The sequence below is a fragment of the Pseudomonas sp. Leaf127 genome, from assembly GCF_001423155.1.
Classification (GTDB): Bacteria; Pseudomonadota; Gammaproteobacteria; order Pseudomonadales; family Pseudomonadaceae; genus Aquipseudomonas; species Aquipseudomonas ovata.
The window spans coordinates 375,899-400,362 of record NZ_LMOA01000020.1 but is presented as its reverse complement, the minus strand read 5'-3'; the positions used below and the strand labels follow the sequence as shown (position 1 = coordinate 400,362).

The 24,464-nt window shown below is 59.1% G+C and carries 21 protein-coding genes; 2 read left to right on the top strand and 19 right to left on the bottom strand.

Annotated features, from left to right (window positions below; all coding sequences use genetic code 11):
* The 18 genes from ASF84_RS12460 to ASF84_RS12375 all read right to left on the bottom strand — a co-directional run bounded on the left by ASF84_RS12460 (nt 1) and on the right by ASF84_RS12375 (nt 18,451).
* A complete protein-coding gene (locus tag ASF84_RS12460) occupies nt 1-303 on the bottom strand; it encodes an STAS domain-containing protein (RefSeq protein ID WP_056838714.1) in 303 nt (100 codons plus the stop codon).
* Nucleotides 304-378: 75 nt separating this feature from the next.
* Entirely contained in the window at nt 379-828 is a 450-nt protein-coding gene (gene fliJ / locus ASF84_RS12455) for a flagellar export protein FliJ (protein WP_056838712.1), read from the bottom strand.
* Between the two features lie 6 nt (nt 829-834).
* Nucleotides 835-2,193 (bottom strand): flagellar protein export ATPase FliI, encoded by a 1,359-nt coding sequence (gene fliI / locus ASF84_RS12450; RefSeq protein WP_056838711.1) that lies wholly within the window; start codon nt 2,191-2,193, stop codon nt 835-837.
* Nucleotides 2,183-2,992, bottom strand: coding sequence for a flagellar assembly protein FliH (fliH, locus tag ASF84_RS12445; RefSeq protein ID WP_056838709.1), 810 nt, complete (start codon nt 2,990-2,992; stop codon nt 2,183-2,185). The genes fliI and fliH overlap by 11 nt, the downstream gene beginning before the upstream one ends.
* A 15-nt stretch (nt 2,993-3,007) precedes the next feature.
* Entirely contained in the window at nt 3,008-4,024 is a 1,017-nt protein-coding gene (gene fliG / locus ASF84_RS12440; protein ID WP_056838707.1) for a flagellar motor switch protein FliG, read from the bottom strand.
* Nucleotides 4,017-5,801 carry a flagellar basal-body MS-ring/collar protein FliF gene (gene fliF / locus ASF84_RS12435; protein WP_056838705.1) on the bottom strand — a complete coding sequence of 595 codons (1,785 nt, stop codon included), beginning with the start codon at nt 5,799-5,801 and terminating at the stop codon, nt 4,017-4,019. The genes fliG and fliF overlap by 8 nt, the downstream gene beginning before the upstream one ends.
* Nucleotides 5,802-5,816: 15 nt before the next feature.
* Nucleotides 5,817-6,146 (bottom strand): flagellar hook-basal body complex protein FliE, encoded by a 330-nt coding sequence (gene fliE, locus ASF84_RS12430; RefSeq protein ID WP_056838703.1) that lies wholly within the window; start codon nt 6,144-6,146, stop codon nt 5,817-5,819.
* A 244-nt stretch (nt 6,147-6,390) separates the two neighbouring features.
* Complete coding sequence (locus ASF84_RS12425; protein WP_056838701.1) at nt 6,391-7,773, bottom strand: sigma-54-dependent transcriptional regulator; 1,383 nt, start codon at nt 7,771-7,773, stop codon at nt 6,391-6,393.
* 17 nt (nt 7,774-7,790) lie between these two features.
* Nucleotides 7,791-8,993, bottom strand: coding sequence for a sensor histidine kinase (locus tag ASF84_RS12420; RefSeq protein ID WP_056838699.1), 1,203 nt, complete (start codon nt 8,991-8,993; stop codon nt 7,791-7,793).
* Nucleotides 8,994-9,217: 224 nt separating this feature from the next.
* Nucleotides 9,218-10,693, bottom strand: coding sequence for a transcriptional regulator FleQ (fleQ, locus tag ASF84_RS12415; RefSeq protein WP_056838697.1), 1,476 nt, complete (start codon nt 10,691-10,693; stop codon nt 9,218-9,220).
* Nucleotides 10,694-10,860: 167 nt separating this feature from the next.
* On the bottom strand, nt 10,861-11,154 hold the full coding sequence (fliT, locus tag ASF84_RS12410; RefSeq protein WP_056838695.1) for a flagellar protein FliT: 294 nt from the start codon (nt 11,152-11,154) through the stop codon (nt 10,861-10,863).
* Between the two features lie 29 nt (nt 11,155-11,183).
* Nucleotides 11,184-11,570, bottom strand: a complete 387-nt coding sequence (fliS, locus tag ASF84_RS12405) for a flagellar export chaperone FliS (protein WP_056838693.1) — start codon at nt 11,568-11,570, stop codon at nt 11,184-11,186.
* 126 nt (nt 11,571-11,696) lie between these two features.
* A complete protein-coding gene (fliD, locus tag ASF84_RS12400; RefSeq protein ID WP_056838691.1) occupies nt 11,697-13,127 on the bottom strand; it encodes a flagellar filament capping protein FliD in 1,431 nt (476 codons plus the stop codon).
* Nucleotides 13,128-13,210: 83 nt separating this feature from the next.
* Entirely contained in the window at nt 13,211-13,597 is a 387-nt protein-coding gene (locus ASF84_RS12395; protein ID WP_056838689.1) for a flagellar protein FlaG, read from the bottom strand.
* A 73-nt stretch (nt 13,598-13,670) separates the two neighbouring features.
* Nucleotides 13,671-14,519, bottom strand: coding sequence for a flagellin domain-containing protein (locus tag ASF84_RS12390; RefSeq protein ID WP_056838687.1), 849 nt, complete (start codon nt 14,517-14,519; stop codon nt 13,671-13,673).
* 456 nt (nt 14,520-14,975) lie between these two features.
* Nucleotides 14,976-15,380, bottom strand: coding sequence for a glycerol-3-phosphate cytidylyltransferase (tagD, locus tag ASF84_RS12385; protein ID WP_056838684.1), 405 nt, complete (start codon nt 15,378-15,380; stop codon nt 14,976-14,978).
* On the bottom strand, nt 15,377-17,383 hold the full coding sequence (locus ASF84_RS12380) for a CDP-glycerol glycerophosphotransferase family protein (protein WP_056838683.1): 2,007 nt from the start codon (nt 17,381-17,383) through the stop codon (nt 15,377-15,379). Before ASF84_RS12380 ends, tagD begins: the two co-directional genes overlap by 4 nt.
* 141 nt (nt 17,384-17,524) lie before the next feature.
* On the bottom strand, nt 17,525-18,451 hold the full coding sequence (locus ASF84_RS12375) for a ketoacyl-ACP synthase III (protein ID WP_056838680.1): 927 nt from the start codon (nt 18,449-18,451) through the stop codon (nt 17,525-17,527).
* 583 nt (nt 18,452-19,034) lie between these two features.
* On the opposite strand from ASF84_RS12375, the gene ASF84_RS29990 reads away from it, so the two are divergent.
* Both ASF84_RS29990 and ASF84_RS29085 read left to right on the top strand, forming a co-directional pair.
* Complete coding sequence (locus ASF84_RS29990) at nt 19,035-20,057, top strand: calcium-binding protein (protein ID WP_056838678.1); 1,023 nt, start codon at nt 19,035-19,037, stop codon at nt 20,055-20,057.
* 20 nt (nt 20,058-20,077) lie between these two features.
* Entirely contained in the window at nt 20,078-21,436 is a 1,359-nt protein-coding gene (locus ASF84_RS29085; protein WP_156684220.1) for a calcium-binding protein, read from the top strand.
* A gap of 89 nt (nt 21,437-21,525) precedes the next feature.
* On the opposite strand, the gene ASF84_RS12360 is transcribed toward ASF84_RS29085, so the two are convergent.
* A complete protein-coding gene (locus ASF84_RS12360; RefSeq protein WP_056838674.1) occupies nt 21,526-24,447 on the bottom strand; it encodes a TIGR00180 family glycosyltransferase in 2,922 nt (973 codons plus the stop codon).
* Nucleotides 24,448-24,464: the final 17 nt, after the last annotated feature.

The following is a 24,464-nucleotide window of genomic DNA, read 5'->3' as shown; positions in this document are numbered from 1 at the left end:
CTAGCCGACCTGGAACAGACGGGAAAAGTTGGAGATGGTAAGGATTTTGATCACATCCGGCGTGCAGTTGATCAACTGCACCACAGCCTTGTCGCCGCCGGCATGATCGCGCAGCAGTAGCAGCATGCCCAGCGCCGAACTGTCCAGGTAATGCGTACCGCGCAGGTCGACAACATAGTCAAGGTCAGCACGCAGGTGTTGATAGGCGGCACGAAAGGCCTGGTGAGACGCAAAATCAAAACGCCCTTCGACGAGCAGGGTCACTTGCCGGCCATCCGCAGAAAGCGCTGACGTGACGGTCATGGGACAGCCTCCTTTGCTGTGTTACCGATATGACACAGCCTAGACCATGATGACGCCAGCCCCACGGGATTTTGCCTAATACCCGTCCTGACGCGGCAGACGCTGGGACAACTCATCGAGCAGCTTCTGCTCGCGCTTGTCTTCAAGCTGCCGGGCTTCGTCGAGGTAGCGTTGTACCAGCTTGCGCAAGCCTTCGACCCGGGCGTAGGCCTGTTGCCAGGCACCGCGGGCCTTGTCGAGGTTGACCTGATGCCAGGCCAGGCTCTTGCGCTGCTGGCCGATGGCCGTTTCGAGCTGATTCAGAAAGCGCTGGTAGTTCATCAGCCACTGGCCCGAAACGCCGTGGCTGCCGCGATTGATCCACTGCTCCTGGTAACTGAGGCGAAACTGATCCAGTTCCTGCAGCTTGTTCTGCGCCAGGTTGACCTGGCCCTGCAGATAACCCAGGCGCTGCGCTGCGGTGCGCTCGGCGGCTTCGGCCATCTCGACCACCGGCGCCAGGCGCGCCGCTCGACTGTTAGCCATGCGTCATCACCCGCCCGGTGCGGGCCCGAATACAGCGGCCAGGGCATCGCCACTGCCTTGCAGGCTGACATTCTCACGCAGCCCCTGACGCTGGTAACGCACCAGCGCCGGTTGCAGCGAGATCGCAAGGTCTGTCTCGCGGTCGCCACCGGCCACATAGGCGCCAACGCTGATCAGGTCGCGGCTTTGCTGGTAGCGCGACCACAATTGCTTGAAATGCTGGGCGCGGGTCATGTGCTCGGGGCTCACGACGGCCGGCATCACCCGACTGATCGAGGCCTCGATGTCGATGGCCGGATAATGCCCCTCCTCGGCCAGACGCCTGGACAACACGATATGCCCGTCCAGTACCCCCCGCGCCGAGTCGGCGATCGGGTCCTGCTGGTCGTCGCCTTCGGACAAGACGGTGTAGAACGCCGTGATCGAACCGCCCCCGGCCTCGGCATTGCCGGCGCGCTCGACCAGCTTGGGCAGGCGGGCGAACACCGACGGTGGATAGCCCTTGGTGGCTGGCGGCTCGCCGATCGCCAGGGCGATTTCACGCTGCGCCTGGGCAAAGCGGGTCAGCGAATCCATCAACAACAATACGTTCTTGCCACGGTCACGGAAGTATTCGGCAATGCGCGTGCAGTACATCGCGGCACGCAGGCGCATCAAGGGTGCATCGTCCGCCGGCGAGGCCACGACCACCGAACGTTTCAGGCCTTCTTCGCCCAGAATGTGCTCGATGAACTCCTTGACCTCCCGGCCCCGCTCACCGATCAGGCCGACCACGATGATGTCGGCCTCGGTAAAGCGCGTCATCATGCCCAGCAGCACACTCTTGCCGACGCCCGTACCGGCAAACAGGCCCAGGCGCTGGCCACGGCCGACCGTCAATAATCCGTTGATGCAACGAATGCCCACGTCCAGCGGCTGGCTGATCGGGTCGCGCTTGAGCGGGTTGATGGCCGGGCCGTCCATCGGCACCCAGTCTTCGGCCTTGATCGGCGGACGACCGTCGAGCGGTCGGCCCGCACCGTCAAGCACCCTTCCGAGCATGCTCATGCCCATCGGCAGCCGGCCGGTGTCGGCCAATGGCACCACGCGCGCACCCGGCGCAATGCCGGCCACACTGCCCACCGGCATCAGGAACACCTTGCCACCGGAAAAGCCCATGACCTCGGCTTCGACCTGCATCGGGTGATGACTGTCATCATTGATCACCACGCAGCGGCTGCCCATTGCCGCACGCAAGCCTTCGGCTTCCAGGGTCAGGCCGACCATGCGCAGCAGGCGACCTTCGACCACCGGCTGGGTCGGCAGATCGATGGCCTCGCTGTAGCCCCCCAGGCGCTTGCCGAAACTCAGGCGTTCAAGACGCATCGGAGGGCTCTTCGGCAGGGGCGCTGGCGCGCGGGGTGGACACTTCAGGCAGCTCAAGGCTCATGTCGGGGGCAGCAGGATGGGCGACCTGCTCGTGCATCTGGTCGTACATCCGCGCAATGGCCTGACTGATACGCGTCTCGACGCTGGCGTCGATGCGGCTGTGTTCGGTCTCGATACGGCAACCGCCGGGGAGCAGGTTGTCATCCTCGAAGATTTTCCAAGTCTCTTCATGGCGCTCGCGCAACGCCTTGATCAGGTCGAAATCCTGTGGATTGACGAAAATGCGCAGGTTGCTGGCCCCCATCGGCAGCAGCTTGAGGCAGTCGCGCAGCACATGGACGATCCGTTGCGAGTCAGTCTGCAGCTCGCGCTGGATCACCTGACGGGCAATGTGTTCGACCAGATGGACGACGGCCTTTTCGATTTGCGTGTCCTGTTCGGCCAACGGGTCGAGCAACTGGCGCATGACCTGCTCGAGGCTGTCGAGCCGTGCCGCCAGGGCAACGTCCGCCTCCTGGCGCACCTTGATCTGGGTGCTGTGAAAGCCTTCGCGCTCACCGGTGACGAAACCCTCGTTCCAGGCTTCCTGGCGAATGCTTTCCAGCTCTTCGAGGGTCAGCGGCTGGACTTCGTCCAGCGGGACTTCCTCGACCGCATCCTGCTCGGGTTCAGGCTGCGGTTCAGGCTCCGGCGGCGCCACGTACGGATCGAAACTGGGCAAGGCCCACAGGTCGAGCCCACGTACATCCTTGGCGCGAATCAGGTCGCTTTGCGCTTCTTTACTGGAGCTGGACATGTGCGAACTGGATCCTTAGATCATTTCCTCGCCGCCCTTGCCACCGAGAACAATCTCGCCAGCCTCGGCCATGCGACGGGCGATGGTGAGAATTTCTTTCTGTGCCGTTTCGACATCGCTGACCCGGACCGGCCCCTTGGCCTCCAGGTCGTCGCGCAGCAGCTCGGCGGCACGCTTGGACATGTTCTTGAAGATTTTTTCCTTGACCGCCTCGTCCGAACCCTTGAGCGCCAGCACCAGCACGTCCGAAGACACTTCGCGCAGCAGCGCCTGGATGCCACGGTCGTCGACATCGGCCAGGTTGTTGAAGACGAACATGAGGTCTTCGATCTGTACCGACAGGTCTTCGTCGACCTCGCGGATCGAGTCCATGAGCGTGCCTTCGATGGAGCTGTCGAGGAAGTTCATGATGTCGGCCGCACGCTTGATGCCCCCCAGCGTGGTGCGCGAGGTGTTGGCGTTGCCGGAGAACTGTTTCTCGAGGATCTGGTTGAGTTCCTTGAGCGCTGCCGGCTGCACCGTGTTGAGCGACGACACGCGCAGGATGATGTCCAGACGCACCTTGTGGTCGAAATGGCCCAGCACTTCACCGGCCTGGTCGGCGTCCAGATAAGCCACCACAATGGCCTGGATCTGCGGGTGCTCGTAGCGGATGACGTCGGCCACCGCGCGCGGCTCCATCCATTTCAGGCTGTCCAGGCCGCTGGTGTTGCCACCCAGCAGGATGCGGTCGATCAGGCCGTTGGCCTTGTCTTCACCCAGGGCCTGGGTCAGCATCTTGCGAATATAGCCGTCAGAGCCGACGCCCAGGCTGGTCTGGTCGCCGACCGTGTTGACGAACTCGTTCATCACCTGCTCGACCTGCTCGCGGTGCACATTGCGCATTTGCGCCATGGCCACGCCCACGCGCTGGACCTCCTTGGGGCCCATGTGCCGCAGCACTTGGGCGGCATCGGTTTCGCCCAGCGAAAGCAGCAATACGGCGGCTTTCTCGACCTTGCTCAGTTTGACTGCGGCGGCTCGATCATTCATCAGTGTTAATCCACTCTTTCACGACCTGGGCCACACGACCCGGGTCTTCGGCCACCAGACTCTTGATAGCGTTGAGTTGTGCGTCATAGCCCTCGGTCGGGCTCGGCAACAGAATGCTTTGCGGGCCACCCAGGCTCACCCGGTCGCTGCCCAGCTCGCCATCCAGGCCGCCCATGCCGCCCAGTTCGGCGTCACCACCGAAGCTGCCCAGCTCCTTGCTCTTGGGATTGGTAATGTTGTTGAGCACCGGGCGCAACACACCGAACACCAGGATCAGGATGAAGATCACCCCCACGGCCTGCTTGAGGATGTCCCAGAACCAGGGCTGCGAGTAGAACGGAATCTCGGCAATGACCTCGCCGCGCTCGGTCGAGAACGGTACGTTGATTACACTGACGCTGTCGCCACGGCTGGCATCGAAGCCCACCGCATCCTGCACAAGGCGAGTGAAGCGGGCCAGGTCCGTGGTGCTCCACGGCGCGCGGGTCACCTCACCGTTGGCCGGGTTGGTCTTGACCATGTCGTCAACCACCACCGCCACCGACAGGCGGCTCAGGCGCCCCTGCTGTTGCTTGGTGTGGCTGATCGAGCGATCAAGCTCGAAGTTCTTGGTCGACTGGGTACGCTTGTCGGTCGGGTAAGGCGCCAGCGCCGGCTGGCCGGTCGCCGGGTCCATGATCTGCTGGCCGTTGGCATCGAGCAGCGGCTGACCGGGAGCAATGGCCGGTGCAGCACCGGCGGCGCCGCCAGCCACCTGTGGCGCGGTCGCAGGACCGGGCGGCTGGTTGCTCAGGGCACCCGGCACGCCGCCGGTGCCCGAGCTGGTGGAGCGCTGTTCGTTCACCGATTGCTCGCTGCGCAGTGCAGGCTGGTCGGGGTTGAAGCTTTCGGCGGTCGACTCCACGGCACTGAAGTCGACCATGGCCGACACTTCGGCCTTGTAGCGGTCGTTACCCAGCACCGGTTGCAGAATGTTCTGCACGCGCTGCGAGAGCATGGTTTCCATGCGCCGGGTGTACTCGAACTGCTTGCCGGCCACGGTCAGCTCGGAGTTTTCACCCTGATCAGACAGCAGCGTGCCCTTCTGGTCGACCACGGTGACCTGCGACTTGGTCAGCTCCGGCACGCTGGTGGCCACCAGGTTGGTGATCGCCGCGACCTGGCCTGGCTCAAGCGCACGCCCTGGATACAGCTCGACCAGCACCGAGGCAGTCGGCTTGCGGTCATCGCGCACGAACACCGAGCTTTTCGGAATCGCCAGGTGCACGCGGGCAGCCTTGACGTTGTTCAACGAAGAAATGGTGCGCGCCAGTTCGCCTTCAAGGCCGCGACGGTAACGGGTGGCCTCCATGAACTGGCTGGTGCCCAGCCCCTGATCCTTGTCGAGAATCTCGAAACCGATGCCGGTATTGTTCTGCGACACACCAGCCTGGGCCAGCTGGATGCGCGCACGCTGTACGTCATCGGCCTTGACCAGCAGCGCCCCGGAGTTGGGCTCCAGGGTGTAGGGAATATTGGCAGTGGCCAGGGTATCCATGATCTGCTTGCTGTCCAGGCCCGCCAGGCTGCCATACAGCGGCCGGTAATCGGGTTGCTGCGACCACAGGACCACGGCAAAGCCGATCGCCACGCTCGCCGCCAGACCGACCATGAGGCCGACCTGACGCAGCATGGTCATCTCGGAGAGGTTTTCCAGGAAAGCAAAGCCGAACAACGGCTTTTTACCCTCCGGAGCGCCCGGCCTGGCCGGAACGGGATCGGTTGCTGCGTCAGCCATTAATCAGTACGTCCCTTAAACCGGCATCTGCATGATGTCTTGATACGCCTGCACCAGCTTGTTACGCACCTGGGTCAACGCCTGGAACGACACGCTCGCTTTTTGCGACGAGATCATGACGTCGGTCAGGTCGACGCCGCTCTTGCCCATCTCGAAGGCATTGGCCATCTGGCTGGAGGCGGCCTGGGTGTCGGCCACCTTGTTGATCGCCTGACCCAGCAGGTCGGCAAAGTTGCTGCCGGCCACTTCCTGAACGCCAGCAACGGGCTTGGAGGCGGACATGGCGTCCATCTGCATGGCCCGCATATCCAACATCAAGCGATTAAATTCAACACCTTGGCTCATGGACTTTATCTCTCGTAAGGCCCGCAATTTTTTGACACTGGTTTCTACGGATAACAATGTCATAGCAACAAGAGTGCCAGTGACGTACAAGCGCTTCACCAAGCAGATACCTTCTTGCGTATCCGATTGCTGCGTGGCCTCACCCGTGTCCGATGTATCGACAGGCCATCATGATAACGATGTGATGTTTCGTTGTATCGACAATTTGACACAGATCACAGAAATGAGGACAAAAGGCCGCAGGTCACGTCGCAAACAGATACGCCTCCACGTCCATGCCGGCATCACGCATCTGCGCCAGCTTGTAGCGCAGCGTGCGCGGACTGATGCCCAGCCGTTCGGCCGCCTCCTTGCGTCGCCCGCGCTCGCTGCGCAGGGTGTCGATGATCAACTGGAACTCGCGCCGGCGCAGGTCTTCGCCCAGTGCCCCGGCGGGCTCTGCCGGTTCCGGCAGCCCGGCTGCCGCAGGCGCCACGGGTGTCGGCGCATTGAAATGCACCGGCCCCGCCAGGCAGAAATCCTGCGCCTGGATCACCCCGCCCTGCTGCAGGATCAAGGCCCGCTGCACGGCATTGTCGAGTTCACGCACATTGCCCGGCCAAGCATAGGCCACCAGACAGGCGCGGGCCTCGGCTGAAAGATGCACCGGCGCGTGTTTCATTTTATTGACGTGCTTGCTCAATAACTGCTCGGCCAGCGGCAGAATATCGGCGGTCCGCTGACGCAATGGCTGCCAGGCCAGCGGAAATACCGACAGACGGTAGTACAGGTCCTCACGAAAACGCCCCGCCGCCACCTCGCCCAACAGATCCCGGTTGGTGGTTGCCAGCACGCGAATGTCCAGACTGATCGGTCGACGGGCACCGACCCGCTCCACCTCGCGCTCCTGCAACACCCGCAGCAGCTTGGCCTGCAGGCCCATGGGCATTTCGGATATTTCATCGAGCAGGATCGTGCCGCCTTCCGCCAGCTCGAACTTGCCGGCCTGGGCCGCAATGGCCCCGGTGAACGAGCCCTTCTCATGGCCGAACAAAGTGGCTTCAAGCATGTTGTCGGGAATGGCCGCGCAGTTGATGGCGATAAACGGCTTGGCCGCGCGCGGCGAGTGCTGATGGATAAAGCGTGCCAGCACCTCCTTGCCGGTGCCTGATTCACCCGAGATCAGCACGGTGGAGTCGCTTTTCGCCACCCGCCTGGCCAGTTCCAGCAACTGCAGACTGGCCGGCTCGACTGCCACCGGCCCTTCTCCGCCAGCAGGCTCCAGACGTCCCAGGGCGTGGCGCGACACCAGTGTCAGCAAGGCCGCAGGCTCAAACGGCTTGACCAGATAGTCTACCGCCCCCTGGCGCATCGCCTCCACTGCCCGCTCCACGGCGCCATAGGCGGTCATCAGCAACACCGGCAATTGCGGGTGGCGGGTGCGCAGCAGGGCCAGCAACTGGTGCCCGTCCATGCCCGGCATGTTGACATCACTGATCACCAGGCTGAACGCCTCACCCGCTGCGGCCGTCAGCGCTTCTTCGGCCGATCCCACTGCGCGATAGGCATGGCCGGCCAGTTCCAGCGTGTCGCCCAGTGCTTCGCGCAGTGAGCGGTCGTCCTCGACCAGCAGGATTCGACGTGTCATCAACGTACTCCAGGCACTCAGGAAGGGATCAACGGCAGACTGACGATCGCACAGGTGCCGCGCCCCACTCGGGAACGATACTGCACATGACCCTGATGGGCCCGCGCCACGGCCACGACGACTGCCGAACCCAGGCCGGTGCCGGTCGTCTTGGTGGTGAAGAACGGCTCGCCGATACGGGCCAGGGCCGCAGGCTCGATGCCGCGGCCACTGTCGCTGATGCACAGGCGCAGCATGGCGCCGTAGCGATAGGCATGAATTTTCAGGCGGGCGGGGGCCTCGCTGGCCTGCATGGCGTTTTCGATCAGGTTGAGCAACGCACCGACCAGCGTGTCGCGATTGCACAACAGCTCACCAGGGACAGGGTCGCACTGCCAGCGCACCTGTGCTTCACGCACATGGGTCTGGGCCGCCGCCTGCAAGGCCAGAAACAACGCCTCGGGGCTCAGCCGGTCGGTCAGCGGCAACTCGCCGCGGGCAAACACCAGCATGTCGCGCACTTGATGTTCCAGTTCATGCAGGCGCTCCTTGAGGCGCGAGGCGAAACGCTGCTGGGTGTGCACCGGCAATTCCTGTTCCGCCAGGTGGCTGGCATAAATCATGGCAGCCGACAGCGGTGTGCGAATCTGATGCGCCAGCGAGGCGACCATGCGGCCCAGCGAGGACAGACGCTCGTGGCGCGAAAGCTGGTCCTGCAAGCGACGGGTTTCCGTCAGGTCGGTCAGCAGCACCAACTGGCCAGGCTCGGCATCCAGCGAACGGGTGGCGATAGACACGCGCCGGCCATCCTTGAGCGAGACCTCATGACCGTCATCCTCACGCGGCGCAAAGCTGCGGCCTATGATCTGACGCCATAGCTCACCCACCAGCGGCTGACCCAACAGATCCAGGGCGGCCGGATTGGCTTCACGCACCACACCCGTGCCATCGATGACAATTACCCCCCCTGGCAGCAGGTCCAGCAGGTTCTGCAAGCGATAGGCCAGGCGTTCGTTTTCCGCCAGTTCCTGCATACGCTGCACCCCCGCCTCGGCCAGTTCGCCCTTGAGTTCATTCACCCGCGCTTCAAGCACGCTGTAGGAATCAGTCAGCTGTGCCGACATCTGATTGAACAGCGCAAAAGCCTGCTCAAGCCCCTGACGGCTTTCCAGTTCCAGCGAAGGCAGTGGCGGCGCCATCGGGTTCGGGAGTTCATTGCACATCTGCACGGCCTGGGACATTGAATTCTCTCTCGCGGGGCGAACCGTCATTAAACGGCGCGTAGAAAAGAGAGTTAGCAATCCTCGTGCCGGGCAGAGGGTCAAAGCAAAACTTGTGGGAGGGAGTCCTGCTCGCGACAGACCCTGCAATTGACCCGCGCTGTCGTGGTACCAATGCTCATCCTCAAGCCAAAAAAAACCTCCGCAGGTGCGGAGGCTTTTCAAAGGCAGCCGATCAGCCGGCGTCAATCCTCCGACTGTTCATCACCCTCGCGGCGACTCATGCCGTACTTGCGCATTTTCTCGACCAGGGTCGTGCGGCGAATACGCAAGCGTTCGGCAGCACGGGCCACGATGCCGTTGGCATCATCCAGCGCCTGCTGGATCAAGCCCTGCTCCAGGCCGCCCAGGTAATCCTTGAGGTCCAGACCTTCGGGCGGCAGCATGGCACCGGTGGCGAAGCTCGGGGTCGTGGCATTGATTGCCACACGCTCCTCGAGGTCGCTGCGCAGGCTGTCGACCATTTGCTCGTCTTCATCTTCGACGTAGCGAAATTTCTTCGGCAACTCGGCCACGCCAATGACGCCATAGGGATGCATGATCGCCATGCGCTCGACCAGGTTGGCCAGCTCACGGACGTTGCCCGGCCATGCGTGCCGGCACACCGACATGATCGCGGCCGAATTGAAACGGATCGAACCGCGCTTTTCATGCTCCATGCGCGAGATCAGTTCGTTCATCAGCAGCGGAATGTCTTCGACCCGCTCGCGCAGGGGCGCCATCTCGATGGGGAACACATTCAAGCGGTAATAAAGGTCTTCGCGGAAGCTGCCGACCTCGATCATATGCTCAAGGTTCTTGTGCGTCGCCGCGATGATGCGCACATCGATGCTCTGGGTCTTGTTGCTGCCGACCCGCTCGAAGGTGCGCTCCTGCAGGACACGCAGCAGCTTGACCTGCATCGGCAACGGCATGTCGCCGATCTCGTCAAGAAACAGGGTGCCGCCGTTGGCCAGCTCGAAACGCCCGGCACGGCTGGTAATGGCACCGGTAAAGGCGCCCTTCTCGTGGCCGAACAGTTCGCTTTCAAGCAACTCGGCCGGGATGGCACCACAGTTGACCGGCACAAAGGGCGCATCGCGGCGCTTGGAGTGGTAATGCAGGTTGCGTGCGACCACTTCCTTGCCAGTGCCGGACTCGCCAAGAATCAGCACACTGGCGTCGGTGTCGGCCACTTGCTGCATCATCTGCCGCACATGCTGGATGGCCCGGCTGGTGCCGACCAGGCTGCGAAACAGGTTGGGCTCGCGATGACGACCGCGCTCACGGGCCTGATCGTACATTTCACGATAGACCTGGGCACGGTGCAGGGAGTCGAGCAGCTTGCTGTAGCTGGGCGGCATGTCGATGCACGACAACACCCGACGGCGCAGGTCTTCAGGCAGCTCGACGGAAGAACTTTCACCCATCAGCAACACCGGAAGGAACTCATCCCATGCGGCGATGGTCTTAAGAAGCCCTTGCAGCGTTGCCGGTGCACTGACACTGCCAATCAGGACACACAGCACCTCACGCGTAGACGACAGAGAACCCACCACTTGCTGCCAGTCCTGACTGGAGCATGAGAGGTTTTCTTCACCAAGGAAGTTCATGATGACGCCCAGATCGCGGCGGCGCTGGCTATCGTCATCGATCAGCAGGATTTTGATTTCACGCCACATGCAATCGCAACTTCCCTAGTAAACGTGTACGCCCATCGGTCGTGGGCAGCTTGGCATCTTAGCCGTTACATCTGATCAGACGCCAGACAACAGAAAACATCACTAGTTAAGTCAAAAAAACGGACACAGTCAAATTTATGGCGTGAATCTTGTCCGACAAGAAATTTTCAGCCGAACAGATCGTACACTTTTGAAGCCTGTTTGGCTTTCTGCAGCTGCGACATTTCTTCGACAACGGCCTGACGCTCGCCAGTGGCCACGTCAATCAATTGCCGATACACGCTCAGTAGCTCTTGCAGATTGTCGCGCAGGTCAGGCTCGCTGGACGAAGTCTCGACCGTCACCGTCTCCATGCATTCCCGGCAGGCCTGATCAAGCCTGCCGATGGCTTCCCAGTCGCGCTCTGCCAAAGCCTCGACCAAGGCCTCGCGGGTTTGTGCGATACGTTGCGTGGCGCTCATGGGAAGGGTCTCCGTGCAGCAGTGAATGATCAGGCCGCCGCGATGGCGTCCCAACCTTCTTTGACGGTGATCAGCAGGTCAGTGACCTCATCGAGGATCGTGGCATCGTTCTTGGCATTGGCTTCGGTCAGGCGCTTCTGCATGTAATCGTAGAGGTTGTCCTGATTACGCAGGGCAGGAGTGCCGTAGTTCTCCAGGTCCAGACCTTCGCGCAGGCCGCCGATGATGTCGATGGCCTTGCCAATCAGAATGCCCTTGGCAGCGATGTCACGACGCGACATGGCACCCTTGGCCTGGGCAATGCGATCAAGACCGCCTTCCATCAACATCTGCACCAGGCGATGCGGGCTGGCTTCGGATGTCTGAGCCTGGGCGCCGATTTTCTGGTACTGGCGTAACGCTAACATCGGATTCATAGGAGGACCTCTTGGCAAGTCTGAACGCTGGATACTCAGGCTATCGACGTGACACGGGAAAACTTTAGGCTTAATGCAAGAACCCGACACGAGGTCGGGTTCTTGTCACACGATTAAACGCCTGGATCAGGAAGCGTTTTTCTGCGCGTTGATCGCGTCGAAGATCGAGGTGATGCTGCTGGCGGTGGCCTTGAGCTTCGCTACCGCAAGGTCCATCGCATTGTATTTTTTGGTCAAGGTCTCGGTCAGCGTGGCAACACGACGATCAAGAGCCTCTTGTTCATTGCCAAGCCGGGTCTTGATCTTGTTAAGGCTGGTGTCTTTTTGCGCGAGGACGCCATTGGCCTTGGTGTAAGGCTCAATCGAATCGCTGATACGCTTGATCAGCCCTGTATCGCTTGTAAACAACTTCTGGATTTCGCTGCCCATTTTCTTGTCAGTCATGGCCGCCGAAAACTTGGCGCTGTCGAGCGAGAGCGTACCGTCAACTTGCTGAGTCCTGATCCCGAGTTGGGCCAGGGATCCCAATCCCGCATTATCAGACGCAAAAGCAATCTGGGAGCGAATGGCCGCCAGCATGTTACGCGGTGTCGAGTCACCGGTCAGTGCAGCAGCGGTAAAGGTACCGTCAGCGGCAGTGCTGCCCTTGGTCAGCGTCGTGACCAGCTTGACCAGCGTGTTGTAGGAGTCGACAAAGCTTTGCAGAGAAGCCTTGATACCGTCGGTATTGGAGGCCAGCGTAATGACTGTCTCTTTGTTCGGATCAGCGGCAACAAGATTGAAGGTCAGACCGGAAATAGCCTTGTCAACGGTATTCTTGGAACTGGTCAACTCCAGCCCATCAACCGAGAACTTGGCATCCTGCGCGAATCCGACGATGGCACCAGCGCCCGGATTACCCGACGTGCCGCTGGCACTCATCAACTGCTTGCCGTCGATATCCATCAGAGAGCCGATATCGCCACTGCCCTTGACGCTGATATCGCTGCCTGCACCGGTGTTGGATGAGCTGAAGACCAGCCGTGAGCCATTGGCATCGTTGATGATGTTGGCGCTGATGCCCTTGAACTGCATCTCGGAGTTGATCTTGTCGCGCACCTGCTGCAGGGTAGAGCCCGCATCGATCTTGATGACCGTATCAATGCTATTTTGAGTGATGGTCAGATTCCCACTCGGAATAGCACTCGCCTGGGCCGAGTCGATCGCTACAGTGGCCACCTTGGACGCTGTCGCCAGCTGATTGACCTTGATGGAATAAATGCCACCGACAGCTGTGTTATCGGCGGTTGCCTTGACCAGCGACTCGTTGGACGAACTGGCTACAAAGCCCTGAAACGCCGAGCCTGTGGTACTGCCCAGATTAGTCATCGTCGCCTGAAAGGCCGCCAGGGCCGATTTCAGCTGGCTGACGCCCGATAACGAAGCCGTGTTTTTAGATGAGTTAGTAGTGATCTGTTTCTGCTTGGCGGCCTTGTCGGCATCAACCAGAGCCGTCACGATTTCGGTGATTTTCAGACCCGAGCCGATACCGGTCGACGTTGAAATTGGACTTGCCATCAGTGTCTCCTTGCTTGAATGCTGCCGGTCTTTCGGTTCTTGTGAAACACATAAAAACCAGCAACATGGGGGGGTGTCCGCTATCAGGCTTTCGCGCTGAACAACAGACTGCTTGCGTCGCTCAGGCTTTCGGCCAGCTTCAACACTTCCTCGTTGGGAATCTGTCGAATGACTTCACCCGAATCACTCGCAATCACTTTGACCACCACTTTGCCAGAACGATCATCAACCGAAAATTCAAGATTTCTCTTGACTGATTGAAAGAAGTCCTGAATCTCTGCGGCCGCCGCTTTTACCTGATCATCGTCCTTGCGCTCAGAGCTACTGCTATTGCTCTCGCTTTTGGCCGATGCATCGACGACGCGCACAGGTTGGGTCGAATTGACCGCCGCACTTTTATCGACGCCGACAGAGTCGCTTACCGGTTTGGCGACCGGATAAGACACATTCAGCCTGATGCCCATATCCATGTTTTGTCACCTCTGAAAGTAAAAAAGCGAGAGGGTACGCACCCGCACCCTCCCGCTAAAGATCATGCCAGGATTACTGAAGCAGTTTCAGTACAGAAGACGGCAGCTGGTTGGCCTGGGCCAGAACCGAAGTCGACGCCTGTTGCAGAGTCTGCTGCTTGGTCAACTGGGCCGTTTCAGAAGCGAAGTCGGTGTCTTGTACGCGACCCAGTGCAGCGGTGGCGTTTTCGTTGATGTTCTGCAGGTTGGAGATGGTGCTGCTCAGACGGTTCTGCGCAGCACCGAGGTCCGCACGGCTCGAGTTGACGATCGACAGGGCCGAGTCGATAGCTGCGATGGCTGCCGAGAAGCTCTCCTCAGCCTCTTCAGTGGTCGAACCAGTAATGCTAATGGTCGATCCAACATTCAACGAGTTGGCGGTGAAGCTCTGGCTCAGGCTCAGGGTAATCTGGTTTTCAGCACCGCTGTTGGAGCCGACCTGGAAAGTCATGGTGCTGGCAGAGCCGTCGACCAGATTCTTGCCGTTCAGGTTGGTGCTTTCAGCGATACGGGTCAGCTCAAGACTCATCTGGCTGAATTCTTTGTTCAGGGCGATACGATCGTCAGCACTGTTGCTGTCGTTACGCGCCTGGACGGCCAGTTCACGCATACGCTGCAGAATGTTGGTCGACTCTTGCAGGGCGCCTTCAGCGGTCTGCGCGATCGAGATACCGTCGTTGGCGTTCTTGATGGCCATGGTCTGACCACGGATCTGCGAGTTGATGCGGGTAGCAATCTGCAGGCCGGCGGCGTCGTCTTTGGCGCTGTTGATTCTCAAGCCCGAGGAGAGACGGGTCATGGAAGTCGACAGAGCATCGGAAGCGCGGCCCAGGTTCTTCTGTACGTTCAGGGAGGCAACGTTGGTGTTTACTGTTAAAGCCATGATGAATTCCTCGTGGATTGTTTGCTGTGGCTTCCGGCCCCTGCAAGCGCCGGGTGTGCCTAGAGAACCTTCGTAATAGTTATCGTCGGCATACCTCGTTGCTTGAGGTTTTTTTTGATTTTTTTTAGTGGCACGGTGCCAAGCCAGATAAAACAAGGCCTTAGAGTAGCTTCAGAAGGACAGCACAGGCCTGCGCAACGTAGTTGGGAAAGGCCAGACTGTGAACCGCTTGCCACTGCAGAGAAAAGCTGGCGACCGGCGGCATGAAAAAGAGAGGACCGCGCGGAAGGGGCAAGACGAACATCGCAGAGGCCCGCCCTGCCCTCCAGCCTCAAGCGGCCGGCAAGACGAACAGCAGCCGGGTACCAGAGAGGGGCGTATGGCAGGCAATGAGCAATAATGTGACGACTGACAGAGAGGCTCCCCCCGCCAACCGGCAGGGGGGCCTCAGCAGGTCTAGAGACCTTGAGTGCCAATATCCTGGAGTTCTTGCCGGATCAAGGTCGACGAAATGTTTTCAGTGCGTGGGAGATAGACCACTTCGCACTCCGACTTGAGAAAATCGAACTTGCCTTCCCAGTCATCGCCCATCACAAATACGTTCACATGGTAGCGACGTACATCGGCAAGCTTCTGATCCCAGTTTCCCTCCGGGAAGACCAGGTCCACATAACGCATGGCCTCCAGCACGATCCGCCGATTATTGAAATCCAGCAGTGAGCTCTTGTGCTTTAGCGTATTGAAGTCGTCGGTGGACAAGCCCACGATCAGTCGATCTCCCAGCGCCTTGGCCCGCGCAAGCAACCGCACGTGCCCGGCATGCAGCACGTCGAAGGTGCCATAGGTGAGGACCGTCCTCATGCTCGCGCCTCCAGCAACAAGCGATCCACCAGGCGACGGCTGTTCTGGTCATCCTGGTACTCGAAAAACATGCGCCTTTTTTGCTCATACCTTACAGGGTGCTCGGTCACCTCCCCGCTCAAAACGCGATCAAGGGTATCGAGCAACGTGGAGAAGTCTTCGCACACCACCCCTGGAAAGACGTCTTCAAGGTTATAGAACATACCGCGCTCTTGCCCGGCGTATTGATCCTTGTCGAAAGCAAAGGAAATCTGCGGTCGGCCGGTGAGCATGAAGTCGATAAAGCAGCTCGAGTAGTCCGTGATCAGCGCATACGCCTCTCGATAAATGACTTCTATTTCAGCGAACAGCTGTCGATCCAGGCTGAGAAACGGCCCTGGCCGACTCATCAATGCAGCGGTGTAGCTGTGCGCAATGTCCGCCATGTGCTCGCGGATACCCAGCACGGCATCATGACGCTCCAGGCAATCGACCAGGGCTTCACGCTGTTGATCATTGAAGCGGTAATACGCCCTGCCCTGCCCGTTACGGAAGGTCGGTGCAAACAGCACCAGGCGACGCCCCCCCAGCTCGCTTCGCAGCCTGGTCAGTTGCTCGGCAAAGTCCTCGGCAAGATCCTGCTCTGCACAAAGCACAACGTCGTTGCGGGGCAGCCCCGTGATCCAGATCTTGTCCATGGGCAACGGATGAAACGCCACGGTCATTGCCAGTTGATCCATTCTTGACGAGGCGATAACAGCGTGATGCCTGGCATGTTCACGCACCAGGTTCTCCTTGCGGGACGCATTGTCCAGCGAGGCAATGCCGATACGTTTGAGCGGGATGCCATGCCAAAGATTGATGAACCGATGCCGATTCGCATCCAGCGGGTAAGGCGCGTTCACCGCAGCCGAATGCTTGGCAAAAATGTAGCCGGCAGAAATCAAGGCATCCTGCCCTTCACGACTGGCCAGCGGCACCACCAGGACATTTTCACCCGCCAGATCAAATGCCTTGTTGCGCGTCAGTACCACTTTACGAATATCACCGCGGTAGCGAACCGCTTCGAATACCGCACGGTCGTTTCCGGTCAGCAAGTGATCGAACGCACAGACCGGGAACGCCCAGACTCTGTCGTCCTTCGGTGCAGCACGATCCTCAACCACGAACTGCTCGTTGGTAAGCACAGGGCGAGGCACGCTTGACACAACGCTTTCACCCTTGGGCACCATTCGTATGATGTAGTGGCTTGGCGTGGCATCGGCCATGGCCATTTCAACGTTGAGTTCTGCCGCCTTGGCAATTTGACCGATCAGCGGCAGGAATACGTCGGCCAATGGATTGACTGAACTGTGCGGCAGGCCCTGGGTTATTTCAAAGCCTGCCTCATCGAGCAATTGGAGCAGGGTTTCTCGAGTGAACCAGCGCAAATGGGACCGATGCAGCAGCCCTTCATCCTGATAACCAAAAGCCCCGGCGGCCAGTTTTACCTGCAACGACCAATGCTGTGCGTTAGGCATGCACAGAATGACGCACCCGCCCGACGCCAGGTTTTTTTTGACATTGCTCAACAACGCCCAGGGATCTGCCACCTGACTCAAGGCTTCGCCCAGCACCCAGCATTGCTGGTCGCGGTGCGCGGCAAAGAAAGCGTCATCGATATCCGTGACTTTCAGCAGCTCGACACGGTCGCAAACAGCCTGGGCCTGGGTATAGACAGACCTGTCAGCCGTTACGCAGGTGTACTTGACCTGTGGCAACGCTTTTTTGACTTGCTCGGCCAGCGACGGGCTGTAGCTGGACACTTCGATAATTGAAGCCGTACCGCCTGGAATCGCTTGCATGCAGTGCGCGGTGAGTTCATCCGAGAGCGGTTGGGGGTACATGTTTTTACCTATCAGCAAGTCATCGATCAGGGATGAAAGGAAGCATTCTTGACACCACAAGCAGGCATTCATGAAACATGCCAAACAGTTGTGTAACTCGTTGATAGTCTGACGCTTAATCAAGCGCGTGTTGATCATGCGCTTGAGCGTGCTGCAGCCCGTGATTGCCCGATCGTACCTCAATCGGGCAAAGGTGTTAGCCAGGCGCCTGCTCCGGCAAGGCGGTTGAAGCAGCCCCGGCGAAACGTTCGCCTGGCCCGCCTGTCATCGGCATCAGCGTCAGGCGCGATAGATAATGGCCGAGCCCCACGACAAGCCGACACCAAAGCCACTGAGCGCGACCCGCTTCCAGGACGAGCCCAGTACATGCTTTTCGACCAGCAACGCAATGCTCGACGACACCGTATTTCCAGTCTCGACCATGTCCTTGACGAACTTTTCAGGCTGATCTTCGAAGCGCCGTGCCACGGCATCGACAATCGCCGCACTGCCCTGGTGAATGCAAAAGGCGTCGATGTCATCAGGTGTCAGGTCTGAGTCGGCCAACAGTTCATGCAAATGCGCAGGCACTTTGAGCAGGGCAAAGTTGAACACTTGCCGACCATTCATATAGAAGACGCCGTTGCTGACCTTCAGGTGCGGCGCACCGGAACCATCAGTGCCGAATTTGGCTTTGCCCAGCAGCCAGGCGGCGTCTTCGCCCATCCAGGTTGCCGTGGCAGCATCGCCAAACAGCATGGTGGTGTTGCGGTCGTCCGGGTCGACGATTTTCGAATACGGATCAGCCGTCACCAGGATGCCGTTCTTCAGGCCCGTGGCTTCCATGAACCCTTTGATGGCGTACAAGCCATACACATAACCCGAGCAGCCCAGCGAGATATCGAACGCCGCCACGGCAGTGGTCAGCCCCAGCTTGTCCTGGACAATGGCTGCCGTGTGCGGCAAGCCTTCCTCGTCGCCATTCTGGGTGACGACAATCAACACATCGATGCTGTCACGCGACAACTGAGGGTTGCCAGCCAGCAACTTGTTGACCGCCTCAACGCACAGGTCGGAGGTTTCCTGTGCGGCATCCTTGCGCGGCAGAAAGGTCGAGCCGATCTTGCCCAGGATGAATTCTTCATCCTTGTCGAACCTGGCACCTTGAGCGTAGTTATCCACGCCTTCGGTGGGCACGTAACTCGCTATGCTTTTTATGCCAATCATCGTGGCTTCCCAGTAGTAAACGGTTAACAACGCCTTTCAATGGCCGAAAGGCGTGACTCAAAAGGTGGCTTGCGGCGGCCCGATCATGCCCCGGCATCAGGCCAGGCCGGCCTCGTACGATACAGTGAAGATGCTTGCCGCGAGCTGAAGGTCACGCTTAATTTCATCTCGCAGCGCCTGGCCTGCCCCTTGAACGGCAAGGCCACGAACAACCCGGATTGTTCGTGGCCTCGGTAAACCAAAACATGTCAGGCCAGCCATCGCTCCTACTCTACGGCTGCGTTGCACTCGATGCGAAGCCTGTCCAGCCTGCCGATGGTTCGAATTATAGGCGCGATTGTACGGCATAGGTACACGCCTCTGATTTACAGCACCTGGATCTATCGTCGGCTGTCGGACGTCAGCGTAAGCGCCGGTTTTTACGGAGCGCTTAAAACCTGCGTCACATTTCAGGTCAACACTTCAATCTTCCATTCACGTTTTATTTGCACCCGCCGAAAAGATGAGAATGCCACTTATTCAATCACTGGAAGCGAACAAGATTTTCACGATGTTCTCTTGATACCAACGGAAGGAAACACACATGGCAATTATCAATGGAACCGCTGGCGCAGACACGCTTGCAGGTACCGCAGGGGATGATGAGATCAAGGCCCTGGCCGGCAACGATGTGATCACAAGCAGCGCCGGTGCAGACAAGATCGATGGCGGCGTGGGTACGGACACCGTTGACTATTCGACGTCTGCCCAAGGCATTAATGTAGATGTACGCCTGGGTGTCGGGCTGGTTGGACGGGGTGGTGATGCAGAGGGGGATGTCCTCACCAACATTGAGAGCATCATCGGCTCGAAATTCAACGACACCTTTACCTCTGGTGCAGACGCCAGAGCCACACCGACCCGCTTTGAGGGCGGCGCCGGCAACGATATCTATTACATGGCCGATGGCGGCAACGATGAAATCCGCGTGTCGGTAATCAATCCCAGCGGCACCATCATGGCCGCCAACGTCGAACGCCTGACCTATATCGGCGACAAGGCGTTCAAGGGCTACGGCAACGACAGYAATAACATCATCACCGGCGGCTCGGGCAATGACACCCTGCACGGTGGTGGCGGTGCCGACCAGTTCATCGGCGGAGCCGGTATCGATACCGCAGGCTATCTCGACAGCAAGGTCGGGGTCACGGTCAACCTCAAGACCGGTGTGCACACCGGCATTGCCACAGGCGATACCTATAAYGGTATCGAGACGATCAGCGGATCGAACGTTGCCGACACCTTTGTCGGCAATGGCAGCGGTATCGATTTCGACGGCGGCTCTGGTGTCGATACGGTGGATTACTCTGCCTCGGCTGCCGGGGTGAACGTCGAGGTTCGTCTCGGGACAGGCGCTGTAGGCACTGGCGGGGATGCCGAAGGGACCACATTGACGAATATCGAGAGCGTCATCGGCTCGAAATTCAACGACACCTTCACCTCCGGTGCCGATGCCAGGGCCACGCCGGCGGGGCCGGCAACGATATCTATTACATCAACAACGGCACCACACCGACCATCATCGAACAGGCCGATGGCGGCAACGATGAAATCCGCGTGTCGGTRATCAATCCCAGCGGCACCATCATGGCCGCCAACGTCGAACGCCTGACCTTCGTCGGTGATAGAAACTTCAAGGGCTACGGCAACGACAGCAACAACATCATCACCGGCGGCTCGGGCAATGACACCCTGTACGGCGGTGCCGGTGCCGACCAGTTCATCGGCGGGGACGGCTATGACACCGTAGGCTACCTCGACAGCAAAGTGGCCATGACCATCGACCTGAAAACCGGCGTGCATTCCGGCATTGCAAGCGGTGATACCTACACCAGTATCGAAGCGATCGGCGGGTCGAATTTCAACGATATTTTCTATGCTGCCAGTTCGCCTATGGGGCTGGAAGGTGCAAGCGGCACGGACCTGGTGACCTATGTAAAATCCAACAGTGCGGTGACCATCGACCTGACCACCGGTGCCAACGCGGGTGATGCCGCAGGTGACACTTACACCGCGATTGAAATTTTCCAGGGCAGCAACTTCAACGACACGCTATCAGGTTCGCGTCTGGTAGACATTTTCGTGGGGGGTGCCGGGGCCGATAGCATTGATGGCCGCGAAGGCCTGGACAGCGCCTGGTATATCACCAGTACTGCCGGGGTCACCGTCAACCTGCAAACCCAGGTCAATACCGGTGGCGATGCCGCAGGTGATGTGCTGACCAATATCGAGCGTGTGGTAGGCAGTCACTTCAACGACACCCTGACCGGCGACGCTGCCACCAACTATCTTGAAGGGGGACTGGGCAACGATGTCATCAGGGGCGGCGATGGCAACGATTACCTTTATGGCGGGCTGACGTCGCAGATTGGTCCCTTCACACTGGCGGGCGTGAATAACGGACCACAGGCTGATGTGATATACGGCGGCAATGGTAACGACACCATTGTCACCGCTGCCGATGATCGGGGTAGCAAGGTTTACGGTGAAGCCGGCGGTGACGTCATCACTGTGGCCAGTGGCACGGCCGATGGCGGCGAAGGCAACGACCTGCTGACCGGCACGGGCCTGGACTTTTCACTGCTGGGCGGCGCCGGTGATGACAGGCTGGTACTGAAGGGCAGCGGTTTGGCCAATGGGGGTCAAGGCAATGATATGTATACCGCCGATACGGCGAAGCTGATGACGATTCAGGATGACGGCACCAGTAACGGCGACACATTAATCCTGTCGTACATCAGCTACAGTGAACTCATGATCACCAAGGCTGACAACGACCTTTACTTCCACCGATCAGGTTTTGCTGCGGGCGAAACGCCGCAAGACGGTGTACGCCTCAAGGACTGGTTTAACGGTTACAACACCATCGAAGAGTTACAGACAGCCGATGGACAGCTCGTCATGTTGACAGGCATTAACAGTGAGATCGCTTATCTGTTCGGCTGATTGACGTTGCACACCGCTGAATCATCAGCCAAGGGGATGTATCCATTACGGATACATCCCCTTTCTGCTGGCATTGACGCCAGACAGCATCAGCCTTGGGAACTGTCACCCAGGGTAAAACCACTCCCCTTGAGGGAGAGGTGTCGGTTATAGGCCGTGTCATGCTCGAACGCCGCCGGCCACTTGCTGCGCAGCGCTTCAAGTGCATCAGCCGATTGCACTACAGTGCCTGGATGCACAACCTGGACCTGAGGCGTCCACACTGTCAGGTAGCCGGCTTGTCCTGCCTTCAGACAGAGGTCCACATCGGCGAAAGCCTCGGCAAAGTTGCCCTCGTCCAATCCTCCAAGTCCCTCGAACAGCGCTTTTTCGATCATCAGGCAGCTCATGGAAACGGCCGAGTAATTCTGCTCCACCGTCAACCGCTGCATATAACCCTCGGACTGCTTGGGCTCGCCCACGAAAGCCGAGCCAACACTGCCACCGAATCCAAGAATCAACCCCGCCTGGGTTACGTTACCCTCGCGATCCACCAGCTTGGCACCCACAACCCCGACTTCAGGGCGTTGAGCCTGGTTGAGCATGGACTCGATCCAGCCGACGTTGACGATCCCGCTTTGCGCATCCAGCAGTATCAGGTACTCACCCTGGGCTTGCTGGCTGAGCTGGTTGTACATGGCGACAGCGCTCATGCGTTGATCGGCGCGAAACACGCGAATCCGGCTTGATAGTTGCTCTTGCTCGTCCAGCCAGGCCAGAAGCTCTGGAGAATGGCTGTTGTTATCGCCAATCAGCACTTCATAACGAGGGTAGCGCGTGCGTTGCAAAAGATTGTGGAGGCAGAACTGCAGGTCAGCGAGATTATCCTGGCTATGGACAAGAATCGAAACGACAGGACGGTGAGCATGGCGGTAGTCGATTTTCCAGCCCCCGGACTGCAACGCTTCGACCTCGGCCTGATAACCACGAGCCCTGAGATGGCGGATAAGGGTTTGACGCTCGTCATCGTTGTCGGTCAACTCTGGCGCCTGACAAATCACCACGGGTTCACTCAAATGAGCCAGCCCTTCCATACCGCCCTGCTCGATCAGGCGCAACAGCAAGTCGAATTCAAGTGCCTGCGGGTAATCACGTGAATAACCACCGGCCTTGACCACTGCGGTACGCCTTACCAACCAGTGACGCGCAACAAATCCTGGCAACCCCACCAGTAAGTCGAGATTGAAGTCCGGAAACAGCGCAGGCTTGAGTGTGCCATCGGCTTGACGGTGAATGGCATCGACGGCGACCGCCCGGCAATGATCGGCGCCCACCAATTCGTCAGCGGCTAGCAGCAGCCCGGGCGCAGTAAATTGCTCGCCTGCCACTGCCAGCATCAACCAGTCACTGGTCGCCTGTTTGACCGTCTGGTTTATACGATCGATGTAGTTGCTACTGGTCACTTTCACGAAATGCAAGGTGTGCTGCAAGGTCGTGACAGCTGGCAGCTCACCACTGGTGAATACGATCACATTGAAATTGCGGTAGTGGCCATTGATCAGACTGTCGAAGGTGGCCTGCAACTTGAAAACATCGCCCTCAAGGTCCAGCAGCAAAATACCGATTTGCGAACCTTTTGGCCGAGTGCCTTGGCGCGCCACCAATTGTTGCAGGCTGGCCGCTTCAGGGCTCCGCGATTTCAGCCATTCAAGTACACGCCCGGAAGGCAACCGATCAAGCAAGGAGCCAGTATCATGGAAGCTGACCGCTCTCAAGCGTTCATCCCAGGCTGCCAGTTGCTCGATCTGCTCCACAAGGTCTTCTTCAGTGGACGATGGGTCACGCGGCTGGGTTTTCAGTTCATGGACCAGCGTGCGTACAATATCCGCATTGAAGGGATAGGTTGCATAGGCTTGCCACAATCTGTTGAGTAACGATTCAGCATCCGGATTACTCTGCGAGGCTGACAACTCGACCTGCCGAAGCAAGGCGGCCTCCAGTTCTTTTATCTGGACATCGCCCGCCGGCAAGGCATGGACCAAAAACTCGACACGCGCCAGTTCGTCAAAGAAACCCTGCGTATAAAACGGCATTTCCAGAAACTGCCGGGGCTCGAAATTCGGCTCTCCCCGCTCCAGCGCCAGATTCCACACTGTGCTGACAATTTTCTCTCTGCTTTGCCGAGGCGACGTTCTGAGGCTTTCAGCCAAAATCCGCAGCCCTTCGTGAAGCGAGTCCTCATCAATGTCTGGCCTGTCGACCAGCACGCCTGCCACGCACGCGACCCAGGCATCGCGTTTCGCCCGCGCCGCAGGGTCGTTATGCAGTAAGACATCCTGCAAGGCTGCCGTGTAGCGGGCCAGCGCTTCAGGAGGTGTCAGATGCAAGGCATAGGGCACAGCCAGAACATGCACACGTGCGGCATTGATCAGATACAAGGTATGGCCGATATCCAGCATCTGATCGCTGGCATCGTCCGGTAGTGCGTTAAACCAGGTTTGAAGCACTGGTGTACGGGTCACCGCATGGAGCAACGATACACTTTGCTCCATGAAACGCTCGACCCGCTCAACCCGGCCTTCAGCATCGTGGCCATCGAGCACCTTGCGGTCACGTACGTAATACTCGACCCGATCCAAGTGTGCTTCGTAAGTCAGGCTATAGCCCTGGGCGGCGCTGTAACCGGGATGGTTATCGAGAAACTGCACGGCCTCGTTCAGCGCCTCAGGCAGCAACAGACTTTCCACATCGACCCACACCACGTAAGGCGTTACCACCGTACGCAGACCGTCGTTGATACGGGCAGCCAGGCTGGCCTCGCCCAGTGCCGGGCTATGCAGATACTCGACAGTTTCAAGCGCGGCTATTTCATGGTCGGCGTGCCGCGAGGCATCGCACACCTTGATCGTCACCGGCAGATCGCAATACCAGGCCAATGCGCGGCGCAGAAAATCCGGTTGCTCTTTGGCAATCAGTACCAGAGTCAGGCGTGGGTCCAGAGATGCAACTGCATTGCCATTATCGCTAAACATAATTCGTCCTATCGCCT